This window comes from Nocardioides sp. SLBN-35 (assembly GCF_006715725.1).
Lineage (GTDB): Bacteria > Actinomycetota > Actinomycetes > Propionibacteriales > Nocardioidaceae > Nocardioides.
This window is the reverse complement of record NZ_VFNU01000001.1, coordinates 1,791,150-1,809,162: the sequence shown is the minus strand read 5'-3', so window position 1 is coordinate 1,809,162 and position 18,013 is coordinate 1,791,150. Positions and strand designations below refer to the sequence as shown.

Annotated in this window: 9 protein-coding genes; 6 read left to right on the top strand and 3 right to left on the bottom strand. The window is 72.5% G+C overall.

Annotated features, from left to right (window positions below; translation table 11 throughout):
- Positions 1–41: 41 nt before the first annotated feature.
- On the bottom strand, positions 42–3,872 hold the full coding sequence (locus tag FBY23_RS08780; RefSeq protein ID WP_160158193.1) for a carboxypeptidase regulatory-like domain-containing protein: 3,831 nt from the start codon (positions 3,870–3,872) through the stop codon (positions 42–44).
- Positions 3,873–4,042: 170 nt separating this feature from the next.
- On the opposite strand from FBY23_RS08780, the gene FBY23_RS08775 reads away from it, so the two are divergent.
- Positions 4,043–4,708 (top strand): hypothetical protein, encoded by a 666-nt coding sequence (locus FBY23_RS08775; RefSeq protein ID WP_141797804.1) that lies wholly within the window; start codon positions 4,043–4,045, stop codon positions 4,706–4,708.
- Positions 4,709–4,793: 85 nt separating this feature from the next.
- Positions 4,794–6,572, top strand: a complete 1,779-nt coding sequence (locus tag FBY23_RS08770) for a zinc-dependent metalloprotease family protein (RefSeq protein WP_141797803.1) — start codon at positions 4,794–4,796, stop codon at positions 6,570–6,572.
- Positions 6,573–6,955: 383 nt separating this feature from the next.
- Here FBY23_RS08770 and prfB read toward each other — a convergent pair whose 3' ends face one another.
- On the bottom strand, positions 6,956–8,068 hold the full coding sequence (gene prfB, locus FBY23_RS08765; RefSeq protein ID WP_141797802.1) for a peptide chain release factor 2: 1,113 nt from the start codon (positions 8,066–8,068) through the stop codon (positions 6,956–6,958).
- 206 nt (positions 8,069–8,274) lie between these two features.
- Between prfB and FBY23_RS08760 the strand changes: the two genes are divergently transcribed.
- Positions 8,275–12,147, top strand: coding sequence for an S-layer family protein (locus FBY23_RS08760; RefSeq protein WP_141797801.1), 3,873 nt, complete (start codon positions 8,275–8,277; stop codon positions 12,145–12,147).
- Between the two features lie 35 nt (positions 12,148–12,182).
- Positions 12,183–15,545 carry an Ig-like domain-containing protein gene (locus FBY23_RS08755; protein ID WP_160158192.1) on the top strand — a complete coding sequence of 1,121 codons (3,363 nt, stop codon included), beginning with the start codon at positions 12,183–12,185 and terminating at the stop codon, positions 15,543–15,545.
- A gap of 69 nt (positions 15,546–15,614) precedes the next feature.
- Here FBY23_RS08755 and FBY23_RS08750 read toward each other — a convergent pair whose 3' ends face one another.
- Positions 15,615–16,232, bottom strand: coding sequence for a DUF1795 domain-containing protein (locus FBY23_RS08750; RefSeq protein ID WP_141797799.1), 618 nt, complete (start codon positions 16,230–16,232; stop codon positions 15,615–15,617).
- Between the two features lie 115 nt (positions 16,233–16,347).
- Here FBY23_RS08750 and FBY23_RS08745 point away from each other — a divergent pair, with 115 nt between their 5' ends.
- On the top strand, positions 16,348–16,791 hold the full coding sequence (locus FBY23_RS08745; protein WP_141797798.1) for a hypothetical protein: 444 nt from the start codon (positions 16,348–16,350) through the stop codon (positions 16,789–16,791).
- Positions 16,791–17,999 (top strand): hypothetical protein, encoded by a 1,209-nt coding sequence (locus tag FBY23_RS08740; RefSeq protein WP_141797797.1) that lies wholly within the window; start codon positions 16,791–16,793, stop codon positions 17,997–17,999. The genes FBY23_RS08745 and FBY23_RS08740 overlap by 1 nt, the downstream gene beginning before the upstream one ends.
- The last annotated feature ends 14 nt before the right edge of the window (positions 18,000–18,013 follow it).

Below are 18,013 nucleotides of genomic sequence, written 5' to 3'. Positions count from 1 at the left end.
GAAGCCGACCGGTGGACCCGTCGCCGGTGGGTCGTGGTGGCCTACCGCACCTTGACCTTGAACGGCGCGGACGTCGACCCCGTGGTGGTGGCGCTGCCGGCGTAGGTGGCCACCAGCGTGACCTTTCCCTTCTTCTTGAGCTTCTTGAGCTTGACCTTGGCGACGCCGCCGACGAGGACAGCGGTGCCGACGACCTTCGACCCGATCCGCACGATCACCGTTCCAGCCGGTACGACGCCCGGCGCCGCTACGGTCACCGTCACGACCGGCCTCGAGCCGACCTTGGCCTTCTTCTTGCCCGTCAGGGTCGTCGTCGTCGCGGCCAGCGGTGCGGCGAGCCCGGTGACGCTGTTCGCAGTGACGACCTCGAACGCGACGGTGCGGTTCAGCTGTCCCGCGTCCGGTCCGTCGTCGCTCTGCACGCTCGGGCGGCGCGCTGTCGAGCGCGCGGTGAACACCGCTCCCTCGTCGCCCGCCTTGAGGGTGTAGGCGGCGGCGCCGAGCGGTTGCCCGTTGCGCACCAGCTCGACCGTGCTCGTCAGCGGCGCCGGCCAGGAGGTGTCGACGGCCGTGATGGTCCGGCCGACCTGCGGCACGCCGGTGATCGTCGGGGAGCCGGCGGCGGTCGGCGCACCGGCCGAGCACTGCAGCTTGAGGACCAGGTGGGTCCGTGCGGGCGCGATCTGCATCGCGTCCGTCGTGAACTGGGTGCAGCCCGTGGCGGCCGCCTTGACCTTGTAGAAGCCGGCCTGCACGTCCCACTGGAACATGCCGTCCGCGCCGGTCGTGTCAGGGTTGGACTGGTTGCTTGCGCTCATGATGTCGCTGCCGTTCGGCACGACGTCGAAGGGCCCGGTGGCCTCCTCCGCGCGGTAGAGCGTCACCGTCGCACCGTCGAGCGGCCGGCCCCACTGGTCGGTGACCACGCCGGCCGGGTCGATGTAGATGTTGAACGACGTGCCCGGACCACCGCAGGTCTTCGGGACGTTGGTGGTGATCACGGCGTCGCCGTGGTCCGGGCTGAAGGGGGCGATGTCCGCTTCGTAGACGCCCGGGGCCGTCAGGGTCAGGGGCAGGCTGTTGCGGAGCACCTGGCCGGTCGTGAGCGCCACGGTGTACGTCGGCGTGCTGACACCTTCGCAGCCCATGATCCGCAGGTGGACGGGGTCACCGTAGTAGACCGAGGGCACACTCCCGTCGGCGCCGGCGCCGTTCAGCTGCACGTTGTCCGGCATCGGCACGGGCGCCTGGAGGATCACCACGGGAGCGGTCGTCGTGTCGCCGGTGGTGACGGAGGCGGTCGTGCCTCCGCTGAAGAGGGTGTTGTCGGGAGGCCACACCTCGACGGCGTAGCTGCCGGCGTTGAGCGCGGTGAAGGCGTAGTCGCCGGACGCGTTGGTGTCGGTGTACGAGCACTGGTACGTGCCGGTCCGACACGCCTCGACGTACGCCCCGACGACCGGGGCTCCCCCGACCTTCTGGACGTGGCCGGTCAGTCCGCCCAGGGTGGGCTGGAAGCCGTCGTTGCGGATCTCGAAGTTGTAGCGGCCCGGCTGGGCCGAGTTCTGGGAGCTGGCGACCAGGGCGTGCGGGCCCGCGTCCAGGAGTGCGCCGTTGACGAGGGAGCCTTCGAGCTGGACGTAGGACCCGGGCGCTCCCGTGCCGGCCGAGAAGCCCGCCGCGGCGGACGTCCCACCGAGGCCGTTCGCGCCGTCCGAGGCGTCACCGGTCTCCCAGAGCACCTCGTCGTAGTTGAACCGGACGTCGAAGTCGCCGGCGGTGCGGCCGGAGGCGCCCGTGCGGGAGGTGAGGATGAGCTGGAAGGTGTTGAGCTTGTCGTCGTGCGACTCGTAGTAGCCGACGTCCGCCCAGTTGACGCAGAACGACTTGCCGTCGGCGGAGGCGCCGTAGGTGACGACGTTCGAACCGGTGCCCGTGGTGTCCACGTCGGCGAAGAACGGCGCGATGATCGGCACCGCTGTGGGCCCGTTGAGGGCGCTCGGCGTGTACTCGCTCTGCGGCGACCCGAAGGTGACGTTGCCGTTGTTGTTGACGTAGAGGCTGCTGAACGGGTTGCCGTAGAACTTCACGTCGAACGGGAGCTCCACCTCGTCGCTGGAGCCGTCGTCGTTGGCCGGCAGCACGTTGGCGCGACAGTAGGCCAGGTCGTCCTGCCCGGCGACCTTGCCCAGCTGGCTGACGAACGGCGGGAGCTCGGCGTCCGGCAGCGCCAGGTCGCCACTCGCGGGTACGACGCGGCTGTTGGTCCCGTTCGGGGCGGCCGGCAGGGACGTGCCGCCACCGAGGAAGCGCGCGCTGAACCCGCCGCGCGAGAACCGGAAGGTGACCGTGTCGCCGGCAGCCGGCAGCCGGACCGCGTAGGTGCCCTGGGCGCCGGTGGTGGCGGTACCCACCTGCTGCCACTCCACGGCATCGGCGTCCCACCGGTAGGCGACGACACCTCCGTCGGACAGCGGGTTGTGCATCTGGTCGGTGATCCGACCGGTGGCGACCTGCGCCTGCGCGAGGACCTTGTCCTTCGTCAGCGCGGCCGGCACCGAGGACACCACGAAGGTGCCGGGCGCAGCCGGGCCCGACGGCATGTCGGCGCCCACGAGCCAGGCCGCGGCTGCCGAGGATGCCTCGGCCGGCTCGAAGTGCAGCGTGTACGTCCCGGCCTCGATGCTGCTGAAGGCGTAGACCCCGGAGTCGTCGGTGAACGCGCTGTCCTGGCGGACGAAGGCGCCGGCCGTCTCGTCCCACGCGTACAGCGCGACCTGGGTCTCGGACTCGGGTCCGTTCGGTCCGGTCACCGTGCCGCCGAGGGTCGAGGCCTCCGGCAGCGTGATGTCGGAGAAGGTGTGGTCACCGGCCAGATGGACGTGTTCGAGGCCGGCGGCGTCGAGAGACGCCACGTTGCCGGCGTACCGGGTGCCGTGGCCGGTCGCGGAGGCGCGGACCGTGTACTCGTCCCCGGACCGGATGCCCTCGGCCGCGAAGGTGCCGTCCGGGCCGGTGACGGCGTCGGCGACCCAGTCGCCGTCGTACCAGCCGCCCTCACCGTCCGGGATCAGTTGGACGACCTGCACCTCGGCGTCGGCAAGCGGGCCGTCGGCGTCGCGCACCTTGCCCGACACCGTCCACTGGCCGGCCGGGTTCAGGACGATCGGCTCGAGCACACCCCCGTCCGCGTCCACGACGATGTCCACGAGGGTGTCCTCGAACTCGACGGGCGCCTGCACCCACAGCTGGTAGCTCCCGGGCACCAGGGTCAGCGAGAAGGCGCCGTCCACGTCCGTGGTGTCGTCGTCGTAGCCCGGGCCCGCGGAGGTCTCGACGTACGCGTCGGAGACCGGGTCGCCGGACCCGTCGACGACGGAGCCGCTCACCGTCTGCGCCGTCGGCGCGAGGGCCAGGACGACGTCCGCGGTCCGGGAGGAGTCGGACACGGTGACCACGCCGCTGCTGTCGAGCCCAGTGGGCGGTTCGGTGGCAGATCCGCTGTAGCCGGTCAGGTAGGCACCGCCGGTGGTGTCCTCGACCGCGACGTAGTAGGACCCGGGCGCGACCGAGAACGAGTAGGACGGGCTCCCCGGCTCGTCCGCCACCGGCGCCCCGTCAATCGGCTCGAACAGGTCGGCGCCCGACTGCCACTGATAGAGGCTCACCCATGCGTCCAGCGGCCCCCCGTCCTCGGTGGTGACGGTCCCGGACAGGGTGAGGTCGGCCAGCGCGGCCTGCTTGTCACGGCCTCCGCCGTCGGCCTTGGGCGTCGTGGCATGGGCCGACGGCACGGCGGTCCCGACCACCGCCAGGCCCGCGAGGGCGAGCAGAAGGGCGAGCAGGCGCGCGAGAACGCGGGAAGGCTGCATGGTTGTCCCCCAGCAGAAGGGCGCCGCGGAGCAGAGGCGCGATGACGGCGGGCCCCACGCCCGCGTCGCCAGTGAACCGGTCGCGAGCACCCGAGGGCAATGGCCCATCCGGACCACCGGCATGGTCGTTCCTCGTCATTCGGGGCGTCCTCTAGGGTGACCGTGTGCCGATGGTCCTGCGTGCGCTGCTCCTCTCAGCGCTGCTCACGCTCGTACCCGTCGCCATCGGCGTGGCCGTCTCCGGCGACGCCACGCTCTCGCGCGAGCCGGCCCCCTACAAGGGCACTCCCCTGGCCGAGTTCGACACCTCGAAGGCGGTCGTGCAGCGCGCGCCCTTCTGCGACCTGGTGCCCGCGGCGGCGGTGGAGAAGGCGCTCGGCGCCGAGGCCACGCTGGCGGCGTACGACAACGGCGAGCAGTCCGACGCCTTCCCCGTCGGCGACGTCCCCCACGAGTACGGCTGCCGCTTCTCCCCTTCCGACACGACCGACACCACCGACACCACCGACCCCACCGGCACCGCCGCTCCCGTCGAGGCGCGGGGCTGGGTGTTCGCCCCGCCGATCACCACCGACACGGCCCAGGCGATGGCGACGGCGTCGGTCACCAAGGCGTGCACGGCGCTGCCCGCGGCGCCGGCGTACGGCAGCCCGTCGGCGGGCGTGCTCTGCGCGGGCGACGTCGTGCAGACCGTCTCCTTCCGCGGCCTGTTCGGCGACGCGTGGCTGGCCTGCAGCCTGACCCTGCCCGCCGACGTCGCCCAGGACGAGCTCGTCGACCGTGCCGGACGCTGGTGCGTCGCGGTCGCGCAGGCGGCGTCGGTGCCGCTGACCTGATCGATCGGGCACAGTTGCCGGGACTTCGTCCTGACCTGCGCAGCGGCCCTTCAGGGTGGTCCCCCGCCGAGCCGATCGTGTCTCCATGCACGCCCTGCGAAGAGGGACCCTCGGGCTCGCCGGCCTGGCACTGGCCGTCGGCATGCTCGCGCTGCCCGCTGCCGCGGCGCCCGAGCCCGACGTCCCCGGGCTGACCGCCGCCGAGCAGCGGCTGCTGGACTCCGACCCGTCGCTGGACGTGGCCGCGGACGGCACGCTCTACGCCGTCGACGAATGGCAGCCGCCGGCCGACGTGGCCGACGCGACGTCGTCCGACACCCCGCCGCCCGCGGTCGCCCAGACCCTCGCGGCCACCGCGGACGTCCCCACCTTCTCCCTGCACAGCCGCCCCGGCGCTGCCCGCAGCATCTACCTCGACTTCGACGGCGGCAGCCTGCTCGCCACGAACTCGTGGCTCCTCAACGGCCTCAACAGCCTGCTGTTCGGCGGCTGGTCGCTGGACGGGCTCGCGCTGCTGTTCTCCGACGCCGAGCAGACCGTGATCCGCGAGGTGTGGGCCCGCGTCGCCGAGGACTTCGCTCCCTGGGACGTGGACGTGACCACCCAGGAGCCCTTGTACGGCGGCCTGTTCCGGGCCTCGAGCAACGACCCGTCGTACGGCGCCCGGGTGGCGTTCACCAACGACGGCTCGGTGCAGACCCAGCTGTGCGGCGGCGGGTGCGGCGGCATCGCGTGGATCGGCACCTACGACGAGATCGCGTCGAGCGAGCTGCACAGCCCGGCCTGGGTCTTCCCCGCCTCCCTGGGCCAGAAGGCGAAGAACATGGCCGACGCGGCGGCGCACGAGGCCGGGCACACCCTGGGCCTCTCGCACGACGGCACCGGCAGCAGCGGCTACTACGCCGGCACCGCCCTGTGGGGCCCGATCATGGGCAGCCCCTACGGCGCGGCGATCACCCAGTGGTCGCGGGGCGACTACTCCGGGGCCAACAACCACGAGGACGACCTCACCGTGATCGGCGCGCACGGCCTGCCGCTGCGCACCGACGACGCGGGCAGCACCCCCGCGACGGCCGCCGACCTGAGCACACTGCCCGACGACGGCGGCATCATCTCGACCCCGGCGGACAGCGACTGGTACGCGCTGACCGACTGCCTCGGCATGCTCACCGCCACCGCCTCGCCGGCCGGCGTCGGGCCCAACCTCGACGTCATCCTCGAGCTGCGCGACGCCTCCGGCAACGTGCTGGCCTCCAGCGCTCCCCAGACGACCCGGAGCTCCGGCACGATCAGCGGGATGGGCGCCTCCCTCAACGTCCCCGTCGCAGGCGGTCCCTACTACCTGGCGGTCTCCGGGGGCGGCTCGGGCCCGGGAGGCGCCAGCGGCTGGACCACCGTCGGGGGTGGGTACGACGACTACGGCAGCCTCGGCCGCTACCAGCTCCTGATGTCCGGGTGTGCCGGTGGCACCGGAGTGCCCGTGCCCCCGGACACGGAGATCCCCTTCGACCCGTCCGGCACCCCCGATCCCCTGCCCCCCGGGCTGCCCACGTCCCGGCCGGGCACGCCGCACGCTCCCTCCGTGAAGAAGGGCGCCCGGGGCGGCCGGATCACCGTCGACGTGCACTGGACCCCGCCGGCCGACGGCGGCGGCACGATCACCGGCTACGTGCTGCAGGTCTTCCGGCTCGACAGGTCGGGACGGGTGCTGTCGCGCAGCAAGACGGGCGTGCTGTCCGGCCAGGCGAGCGCCGCCGCCGTCCGACTGCCCCGCAAGGGCCGCTGGGCCGTGCGGATCCGGGCCCGCAACGACCTCGGCTGGGGCTCGTACAGCCCGCGCTCGGCGGCCGCGAAGGGGCGGTAGGGACTCGGCGGAGCGAGATCCAGCAGGGTTGGCGCGGCGCGCGAGGGAACTCACGGTGTTTGTTTGGCGCTCGCTTCGCTCGCGCATGTCGGGCGCGCTTTTGCGCGTTGCCTTCCTCCGCTGCGCTCGCTGGCGCTCGCTCCGCTCCGTCCAGGCAACGCGGCGCGCCCGACGGAAAAACACTCAGCCGCATCTGATGCGCTGAGGCATCACGCGCGGCTGAGTCTCGTCGCGCCGCCCGCCGTTTCTGGACGGAGGAGCGAGCGAGGAACGAGCGAGCGGGGGAGGAAGAAACGGCGCCAAAGGCGGCGCGACATGCCGGAGCGAAGCGACGGCCAAACAAACACCGTGAGTCGCTCACGCGCCGCATCTACCCTGAAGCGTCAGCCTTCCTGCTCTGCCCCACGCCGCCAGCGGATCCCGGCCTCGAGGAAGCCGTCGATCTCGCCGTCGAAGACGGGCTGCGGGTTGCCGGTCTCGTAGCCGGTGCGCAGGTCCTTGACGATCTGGTACGGGTTGAGGACGTAGTTGCGCATCTGGTCGCCCCAGCTCGCGGCGACGTCGCCCTTGAGGTCCTTCTTGAGCGCGGCCTCCTCGGCCTTCTTCTTGGCGAGGAGCTTGGCCTTGAGGACGATCATCGCAGCGGCCTTGTTCTGCAGCTGCGACTTCTCGTTCTGGCAGGAGACCACGATGCCGGTGGGGATGTGCGTGAGGCGGACCGCGGAGTCGGTGGTGTTGACCGACTGGCCGCCGGGGCCGCCGGAGCGGAACACGTCGACCCGGATCTCGTTCTCGTCGACCTCGATCTCGTCGGTCTGCTCGAGCTGCGGGACGACCTCGACGGCGGCGAACGACGTCTGGCGGCGGCCCTGGTTGTCGAAGGGGCTGATCCGGACCAGGCGGTGGGTGCCGACCTCGACGGAGAGGGTGCCGTAGGCGTACGGCGCGTGGATCGCGAACTCGGCCGACTTGATGCCGGCCTCCTCGGCGTAGGAGACGTCGTAGACCTCGACGGGGTACTTGTTGCGCTCGGCCCAGCGGGTGTACATCCGCATCAGCATCTCGGCGAAGTCCGCGGCGTCGACGCCACCGGCGCCGGAGCGGATCGTGACGATGGCCTCGCGCTCGTCGTACTCACCGGAGAGCAGGGTGCGGACCTCGAGTCCCTCCACGGCCGTCTTGACCCGGGCGAGCTCGGAGTCGGCCTCGGCGAGGGTGTCGGCGTCGCTCTCCTCGGCGGCGAGCTCGGCGAGGACGCCGAGGTCCTCGATGCGCTGCTGGAGGCCGCGGAACCGCTCGACCTGGCCCTGCAGCGACGAGAGCCGGCCGGTGACGCGGGTGGCGTTGGCCTGGTCGTCCCACAGGTCGGGGGCGGCGACCTGCTCGCCGAGGTCGGCGATCTCACGCTCCATCCTGGGCAGGTCGAGGACCTGCTCGATGGTGTGCATCGTCGCAGTCAGCTGCTTGATCTCGGCGTCGTAGTCGGGGCCTGCCACAAGGAGCAAGGTTACGGCGCGCCGCCGCAAACGCCGAGCCGGGGCGACCACGGGCACCCACGAAGGTAAAGAAAACGTGAACCCTTCTCACAAAACCGGTGTGGACGCGGTCACAACCTGCTTGAATCCGGCTCACTCCCTCCGCCACACGGTCCCCGTGTCCGTACCTCTCGGGTGGCACCCCCCTCCTGACGGGACGGTGACGCATGCTCCCTGCGCCGATCGACAACACACTCCTGCCCGGTGGCCGCCGACGCGCGGCCCGAGCCTTCCGGCGACGGATGGCCTGGCTCAGCGTCCTCGCGACGATCGTCGCGGGGCTGGTCACGACCACCGGCGTCGCGCCCGCGAGCGCCGCGCAGGCCGGCGGCGACGACGCCGTCGCGTGGAACACCGGGTGGGCGTGGACCTACGCGACGACCTTCCGCTACACCGCGGACACGGCGGACGTCACGATCAACGAGAACGTCACCTACACCGTCGCCGGCGTGGAGACGTTCCAGGGACACAGCGCCTACAAGCTGAACATCACCGGCACCATCACCGGCGGCGGAGGCAGTGCCGCGGTGGACGGCATCGGGACCGCGAACCTCAGCAACTTCTCCGGGTCGGTGAGCGGCACGCGGTACGTCCGCCGCTCCGACCTGGCGCTGCTGCAGGAGCAGCAGCACCAGAACCTCAACGCCAAGGCGTCGATCTCGATCATCTCGACCAACATCACCGCAGCGGTCGACCTGGTGATGACGCCCCGCGGTGGCTGGCGGGCCATCGACTTCCCGATCGAGGCCGGGCAGAGCTGGCAGACCGACGTCGACGTCGACTACGACGGCGGCTTCAGCTACAACGCCGGCAGCTACGGGAGCGGGGCCGACACGTTCAACGGCGTGTTCTCCCTCGACGCCCCCGCGAACGTCACGAACGCGACCGCGAGTGTCCCCGCGGGCAACATCGCGACCAGCAAGGTCCACTCGCAGAGCTCCGACGGCTCACTCGTCAGCACCCACTGGTGGTCGCCGAACCACCGCAACGACGCACAGGAGTACCTCAAGCTCCCGCTCGACGGCGCGACCCTGACCCTGGACCGCAAGCTGTCCAGCGCGACCACCCCCGCCGCGTCGACCACGCTCACCGAGACCATCACGCCGTCGCTGACCTGCGCCGGCGCGGACGTCACCGTCGCCGGCAGGCTCAGCACGGGCACGGCCGGCGTACCGGTCAGCGTCCGTCTCGACAAGTCGCCCCTGTCCCCGGGGCAGGGCAGCACGACGACCACCACCACGACCGCGGGCGGCAACTACGCGGCGACCCTCACCGCGCCGAGCGAGACCGACGGCCTGCAGAAGAGCGGCGTCCGCGGCTCCTGGGGCGTCCTGGTGACCGCCGGTGGCGTCACCACCGTGGCCACGCTCGTCGTGACCCCGAAGAACTGCAGCACCCTCGCGTACGGCGGCGACACCTCCGCCCCGCAGGGCAGCACTGCCACGGTCCGGGCCACGCTGACCGACCGCACCGGCGCGAGCGCGGCCGGGCGCACCGTCACGTTCAGCCTGTCCGGCGGAGCGACGGCCGACGCCACGACCAACGCCTCCGGTGTCGCCGAGACCCAGATCTCCGTGGCGGGACCGCCGCGGACGGCGACCCTGACGGCGTCGTACGCCGGCGACGGCGGCCACGAGGCCGCCTCGACGCAGACGGCCTTCACCGTCGGCACGATCCCGACGACCACCGCCGTCGTCGCCCAGCCGGGCGTGGTGACCATCGGCGACCCGGTCCGGTTCACCGCGACCGTCGCGCCGAGCCATGGCGGCGACCCGGGCGGCACCGTCCTGTTCAACGTCGACGGCGCCGACTTCGGCTCCGCCGTCCCGCTCAGCGGCGGCCAGGCGACCAGCGCCCAGCTCTCGACGCTCGGCCTCGGCTACCACACCGTGATCGCCACCTACAGCGGCACGGCCGACCACACCGGCAGCACCTCGAGCTCGGTCACCTTCCGGGTCCGCGAGCCGCTGCTGGCCACCAGCACCTCCGCGTCGGTCTCTCCCGGCTCGGCGGTCCACGGCCAGCCGGTCACCCTCGCGGCGAGCGTGACCACGGGCGCCGGCACCCCCACGGGTGACGTCGTGTTCACCGTCGGCGGCACCGAGGTCGGCCGCGCCGGCGTCGACACCGACGGCAACGCCTCCACCGTGGTCACCGACCTCCCGGTCGGCTCCAACCAGGTGGTCGCGAGCTACACCGGCGACGACGTGTACGCCGGCAGCACGGCCACCCAGCGCACCGTGAACGTCGCGAAGGCGGCGGTCTCCGTGGCGCTGGCCGGCCCGTCGGGCAGCTCGGTCAGCGGCCAGGCGCTGAGCTACACGGCCACCGTCACGGTCGAGGCTCCGGGCGGCGGTACGCCGGCCGGCCAGGTCCAGCTCCTCGTCGACGGCAGCGAGGTCGGCAGCCCCGTCCCGCTCGACAACGGCGTCGCGGTGTTCGCCCCGGTCACCTCCCTCGGTGCCGGCACCCACACCGTCGAGGCCCGCTACGCCGGCAACGCCGACTACCTCGGCGGCTCCGACCAGCGCGAGCAGGACGTCGACGCCGCCGACACCACCACCGTGGTGCAGGCCTCCCCGTCACCGTCGGTGCAGGACCAGAACGTCACCCTCACCGCCTCGGTCGCCGCCGTCAGCCCCGGCGCAGGCGCGCCCACCGGCACGGTGACCTTCTACGCCGGCACCGAGTCCCTCGGCGCCGTCCCGCTCGTTGCCTCGGCCTCGGGCAGCGTCGCCACGCTCGACGTCGACGACCTGCCGGCAGGTACGCACCAGCTCACCGCCCGCTACGCCGGCGACGCCGACTACCGCGCGAGCGAGTCGGAGGCCGTGGCCCACTCGGTGATCCCGGGGACCGCGGTGGTGGCGACCACGACCACGCTGACGTCGAGCGCCAACCCGTCGACGTACGGCGCCGGGGTCACCTTCCGCGCGAGCGTGACCGCCGAGGGCGACACCCCGACCGGCACCGTGCAGTTCTCGCTCGACGGCCAGGACCTCGGCGCCCCGGTGGCTCTCGAGGACGGTGTCGCGGTGAGCCCGCCGGTCGACTCCGCGGAGCCCGGCGACCACACCGTGATCGCCAGCTTCGAGGCGGCACCGGGCTTCTCCGGCAGCGGCGACATCCTCACCCAGTCGGTCGGGACCGGGACCGCGGACGTGGCTCTCGCGTCCTCGGCCGCCTCCTCAGGCGTCGGCGAGGGCGTGCAGTTCACCGCCGAGGTCACCTCGGACGGCGGACTCGCCCCGACCGGCTTCGTGCAGTTCTCGGTCGACGGCCACCCGGTCGGCGCCGCAGTCAGCCTGGTGGACGGGGCCGCGACCAGCGCGACCCTCGCCGACCTGGCGCCCGGAAGCCACACCGTCGGGGTCCTCTACTCGGGCGACCTGCGCTACAGCCCCGGCACAGCCGAGCTGACCCAGGTCGTCGGCGTCATCGCGACCACCACCGGGCTCGCCCTCGACCGCGACTTCTCGGTCTACGGCGACGCCGTCACCCTGACCGCGACCGTGACCCCGGCCGAGGGCCGGCTCGGCTCGCCGACGGGCACCGTGCGGTTCACCGAGAACGGGCAGGTCGTCGCGACGGCCACCCTCGCTCCCGGCGCGAACGACACGGCGGTGGCGACCGCGACGGTCTCCGGGCTCGGGGCGGGCAGCCACACGATCAAGGCGGAGTACGCCGGCACCAACCGCTTCGGCGCCAGCACCTCCGGTGCCCGCAGCATCACGGTGGCCAAGCAGCCGACCGCGATCCAGGCCACGCCCGCAGTCGTCTCGCTGACGCCGCTGCTGCTGCCACTCGGCCAGCTCCGGGCGACGGTCACCGCGGGCGGCAACCCCCTGGCCGGCGTACCCCTGGAGTTCCGGGTGGGCACCAGGCTCGTGTGCACCACGGTGAGCGACGAGTCCGGGTTCGCCGTGTGCAACGCGGCGCCCCAGCTCCTGCAGCTCACCCTCGCCGGTGGCTACAACGTGACCTACGCGGGTGACGCCAACCACCTCTCCTCCACGGCGCACGGCGCCCTCCTGAAGTGAGGCGCGCTCCGATGAAAGGAACCTCTGTGCGGCGCATGATCGCGGCCCTCGCGGCCACCACCCTGGGGCTCGGGATCCCTGTCGTCCTCACCTCGTCGGCCTCGGCCGACATCACCTCGCCGGCGGCGAACGCCGTTCTCCGCGGCAACGCGACGCTGGCTGCGAGCGGCGCGAGCGACGGGACCGGCTGCCTCAGCGGAAGCAGCCCGCAGACGACCCTGCAGCTGATCAACAGCGGGGGCACCGTCGTGTTCGAAAGCGTCCAGGGCGGCACCGGCGCCAAGAGCGTGGTCGTGGACACCCACGGCTACGCCAACGGCGCCTACACCGCCCGGGCGATCGAGCGGAAGCGGTCCGGCTTCCTCTACTGCACCAACTCGACCAACACGACCAACCGCTCGGTGACGATCGACAACATCACCCAGATCGCCTACACCGGCGCCACAGAGGGTGCGCAGAACACCTCGGTGAGCGTGTCGGCCAAGCTGACCGACCCCAACCTGGCCGCCTCGGTCCTGCCCGGACGGGTCGTCACGTTCGCCCTGTCCGGCGGTACGTCGGTCAACGCGACGACCAACGCCAGCGGTGTCGCCACCGCGAGCCTGCCGGTGGCGGGCCCGCCGCGGTCCGCCACCGTCACGGCGTCCTTCGCGCAGACGGCCTACTACAAGGGCTCCTCGGACCCGACGTCGTTCGAGGTGAAGAAGAACCCGACCACGACGACGCTCCTCCAGCCCTCACCGGTGGTGCACGGCGAGGCGGTGTCCTTCACCGCCCAGGTCGCGCCCGTCAACGGCACGAGCACGCCGACCGGCACGATCCAGTTCACCGTCGACGGGGACGACTTCGGCGCCCCGGTGACCGTCTCCGGCGGGTCCGCCACCACGCCGCCGACCACCACGCTGAGCACCGGCGAGCACACCATCGGCGCTCGCTACAGCGGCGACGGCAACCTGGTCACCAGCGACGCCGCGGCCAAGCAGCTGACAGTGGGCAAGGCGCCGACCAGCACCGCGCTCACCAGCACCGGGTCCCCCACCGTCAGCGGCCAGGCGGTCACCTTCACCGCCACGGTCGGCGTGGTCTCCCCCGGCGTCGGCGACCCCGCCGGCGGCGTCCAGTTCAACGTCGACGGCGAGCCGTACGGCACCGCCGTCCAGCTGGCCGGCGACGACACCGCGGAGCTCAGCATCAGCAACCTGGCTCCGGGCAACCACACCGTGCAGGCGACGTACAACGGCAATGGCGACCTCGCCACCAGCACCTCAGCCGAGCTCACCCACGGCGTGGACCGCGCCGACACCTCGGTGAGCGTGAGCACCTCGAACGCCGATGCGGTCGCGGGCGAGCCCCTCACCTTCACCGCCGACGTCGCCGTCGTCGGGCCCGGTGCCGGCGACCCGAGCGGCAATGTCCAGTTCTTCGCCGACGGCGACCCGATCGGCTCGCCGGTCCCGCTCAACGGCGGCAGCGTCGTCTCGGCACCGGTGAAGCTGGATGCCGGCGACCACGTGATCACCGCGAACTACGAGGGCGACACCCGCTTCGCCGGCGCCACCGCCTCGCTCGACCAGGAGGTCGCGGCGGCTCACACCTCGACCGAGGTCGAGGTCTCCCCCAGCCCGTCGGTCTTCGGCCAGGCGGTCACCGTCACCGCGACGGTCACCCCGGTCGCGCCGGCCACCGGCGAGCCCGGCGGCGTGGTCCAGTTCACCATCGACGGCCAGCCCGGCGCGTTCGTCACCCTCGCGGGCGGCAGCGCCGAGATCACCACGAGCTCGCTCACGCGGGGCACCCACCAGGTGAAGGCGACCTACCTCAGCGCCGACCCGAACTTCGTCACCAGCACCTCGCCGGTCGTGAGCCACACGGTCAACAAGGCGGCGACGAAGACCACCGTCACCAGCAGCGCCGCGACCTCTGTCGTCGGGCAGCCGGTGACGTTCACGGCCACGGTCGGCGCGCTCGCGCCGGGCGCCGGCTCGCCGTCGGGCACCGTCACCTTCACCGACGGGGACACCGTCCTCGGCTCGGCCCCGGTCAGCTCGGCCACCGGAGGGATCGCGTCGATCACCATCGACTCGCTCTCCGTCGGCCAGCACGCCGTGGTCGCGACGTACGACGGCGACGACAGCTTCACCGGGAGCAACGGGTCGGTCGCGCAGAAGGTCCAGCGCGCCCAGACCTCGACCGTCGTCTCGTCGACGACCAACCCGTCGCAGCCGGGTGCCGCGGTCCGCTTCACCGCGACCGTGAGCCCGATCGCGCCGGGCGCCGGCGTCCCCGGCGGCACGGTCCAGTTCAAGGTCAACGGGGCTCCGCTCGGGGCACCGGTGGGCCTCGTCGACGGCGCGGCGACCAGCCCCGACTTCGCGAACCTGTCGCCCGGCACCTACCGGATCTCGGCCGTCTACAGCGGTGAGCCGCGGTTCGTCGCCAGCACCGGCCTGCTCGACCAGGGCAACGGCCAGACCGTCACCAAGGCCGGCTCGGCGACCGAGCTGGTCTCCGACGACGCCGAGGCGGACGCCGGGCAGACGGTGACCTTCACCGCCACGGTCCGCGCGGTCGCCCCGGCCACCGGCAGGCCGACCGGCGTGGTGCAGTTCTGGGACGGCACCACCCTGCTCGGCGCGACCAGCCTGGCGCCCGCCTCCGAGGCGAGCACCAGCACCGCCACCTTCGCCACGGCCACGCTGGCCCCCGGCGCGCACGAGATCCGGGCGTCGTACGGCGGCAGCGTCACCTTCGAGGGCTCCACCGAGTCCACCTCGCAGCTGGTCGGAGCCGGCGTCACCGTCGTCGGGATCGTGTCCAGCGCCAACCCGTCGACGTACGGCGACCGGGTCACGCTGACCGCGACCGTGGCCGACGGCGCCCCGGCTCCGGGCACGCCCACCGGGACGGTGACCTTCCGGTCCGGCGGCAACGTCATCGGCACGGTGCCGCTCGCCACGGTCGAGGGCCAGCAGCGGGCGACGCTCGACGTCGACGGCCTGGCCGCGGGCAGCTACACGCTGACGGCCACCTACTCGGGTGACGCCACCCGGGCCGGCGCCACCTCGCCGGAGCTGAGCCAGGTCGTGGAGCGGGCGGCCACCCACCTCGACGACCTCAGGGTGATCACGACCGACCTGTTCTCACCCCGTCAGGTAACGGCGGTCCTGCGCGGGCCGGGCAACGAGCCGATCGCCGGGCAGACCCTGGTGTTCTCGACGAACACGACCGTCTCGGCGGGCTACCTCGAGCTGTGCCGGGCGGTCACGGACGTGAACGGCCGCGCGCAGTGCAAGGTGCCGCCGGCAGCCCCGGCGTACCTGAACACCGACGGGTTCACCGCGACCTTCGGTGGCAATGCGGACTACCTGCCGACCACCGACCACGGCGGCGGCCGCTGATCGTCAGCAGGTCCAGCAGCGAGGGGCGCGTCCACACCGGGCGCGTCCCTCGTCGTGTGCCGTGGGTGCCTACGCGTCCTTGACGTCGATCGAAGCGAGCATCTGCTCGATCAGCTGGTCGCCGTCGGCGAGGCCGGCCGGCACCTTGAACTGGAGCAGGAAGACCCGGTCACCGACCACCGCACCGACGACGTAGTGGTGGAGGTCGTCGGTGCGACCGTCGAGCACGAAGCACTCCACCCCGTCCAGGACCCGGTTCGCGACCCGCTTCGGCGCCGCCGGCTCCGTGGACAGGGTCCGCTCGAAGGAGTCCCCCTTGTCGTCGGTGTCGCGCCCGGGCAGGTTGGGAGCGTCCACCAGGCCCACGCTCAGGTTTGCGCCCGTGTCCGAGGGAAGGAGGGCGACCACGTTCACCGCGGTGTCGGTCACCCGCCAGTCCGGCGAGTCGGTCAGCCGCATGCTCACCGTGGCGACGCCGATCTCCTTGCCCGTGGCGGGCACCACCGACGGCGTCTCCGACGCGGACGACGTGTCCGACGACGTGGCATCCGGGGTGCTCCCGGCACCGCCCGTCGCGCTCGCCGAGGGCGTGCTGCCGCCGGCGTCGGGGTCGTCGTCCGTGCATGCCGCCAGGCCGAGCACCAGCACCGCTGCCGGCACCAGTCGCAGCACCCGAGAGATCGTCACCACTGCGCTCCTGTCACGATGGGAGTCCTCAGTGTGACATCACCGTTTGGGCGGCATCGGGGCTGGGTAGCCGTCCGGGCGTCGACCATCCTCGGGACCACGAAGGACAATGCCCATGCTTCCCGACGCACCTGCTTCAACTCCGATCTTCGCGCCCATCTTCACCGCGCCCATCCTCGCCGGCGTCGAGAGCGCGGTGCTGTTCGTCCTCCAGACCGAGGTCGCGGCGGTCCACAAGATCCTCACCGAGCAGATCACGGCGCTGCAGAACCTCGACTTCCCCGACAAGGGTGCCGTGCCGGCCGGGTCCTACGGGCAGGGCCACGAGTCGTACGTCCTCGCGACCGAGCACAAGCGCGCCCACGGCGTCATCGTCGACTCGCTCGTCGAGATGCGCGCCGACCTCGGCGCCTTCCAGGACGCGATCCTCGCGGCGCAGGCCGTGATCGGCGAGACCGACGAGCAGGCCGAGACCGACCTCCAGAAGGCCCTGGCCCGCACCCAGGGTCTCGACCTCGGCGTGAACACCGACAACGACGACGACGGGGTGAACTACTGATGGGCGAGCAGCATCTCAACGACCTCAAGCGCCGCCGGTATGGCATGTACAGCGACGACATCTTCGACGCCCAGTCCTCCTGGTTGGCAACCTCGGACTCGCTGGTCCTGATCCACGACGCGCTCGACGACGCCGCCAAGGCCATGCCCAACAAGAAGATCGGCGGCGAGGCGATCCTCGAGAAGGCGAGGATCGCGTTCGAGGAGGCAGCCAAGCGGGTCGGCCAGCGGCAGGTCCAGATCTCGGGCGTCGCCACCGCTCTCGGCGGCGCCTACCCGGCGATGGTCGCCGTCGAGGAAGCCGCGGACGGCGCGCCCAAGGTCACCGCGACCGACCCCGGCCCGGCCCCCGGCAAGGACGCCACCACGCAGGAGATGAACGACTGGACGGCCAAGAAGCTGGAGTACGACAAGCAGACCGGCGCGGTCGACACCGCCGACAGCCAGGCTCGGGTGAAGGTCGAGACCCTGCTCAAGGAGTACGCCACCACCGTCACCGCGCTGCAGAAGATCGAGGGCCAGCCCAAGGTCCCGGAGGACAACGGCGGCGGCGACCCCGGCCCCGGTGGTCCGCGCTACCAGCTGCCGCCGCGCTCGACGCCGGTCGGCACCTGGATCGGCACCGACGACCCGGACGACGACGGCACGCACATCCCGAAGGATCCCCGCGACCCGGACTACCCGGACTATCCGGACTACCCCGGCTACCCGGGCGGCCACGTGCCCGGTCAGCCCGGCTACACGCCCGCGGCGCCCCCGATCGACACCTTCACCCCGACCCTGCCGCACGCGCCGGAGGGTGGCGGCGGTGGCGGCGTCGGACCTGCGGTCCTCGGCGCCGGGGCGGCCGGCGTCTTCGGCGCTCCCGGCCTGGCCCGCGGCCTGCGCAGCCTGGTCGGCGGTCGTGGGCTGAGCGGCAGCAGCGTCGGCGCGATCGGCTCCAGCAGCCGCGCGGGTGCGCCCGGCTCGCTGGGTCGTGCCGGCGCCGGTACGCCGGGCAGCCCGGTCGGGCGCGGCACGGGCCGCGGTGGCGGCACGGGCCGTGGCGGACGCGGCGGCGCCGGTGGTCGTGGCACCGGTGCGGCGGGCGCGGCCGGTGGCCGCGGCCGGCGTCGTGGCGACCAGCAGGACGGTCAGGACCGCGACCTGTTCGACGACGGCGAGGAGTGGATCGACGACGAGGGCGCCACGCCCGGCGTCCTCGACTGACCCGCACCAGCCCA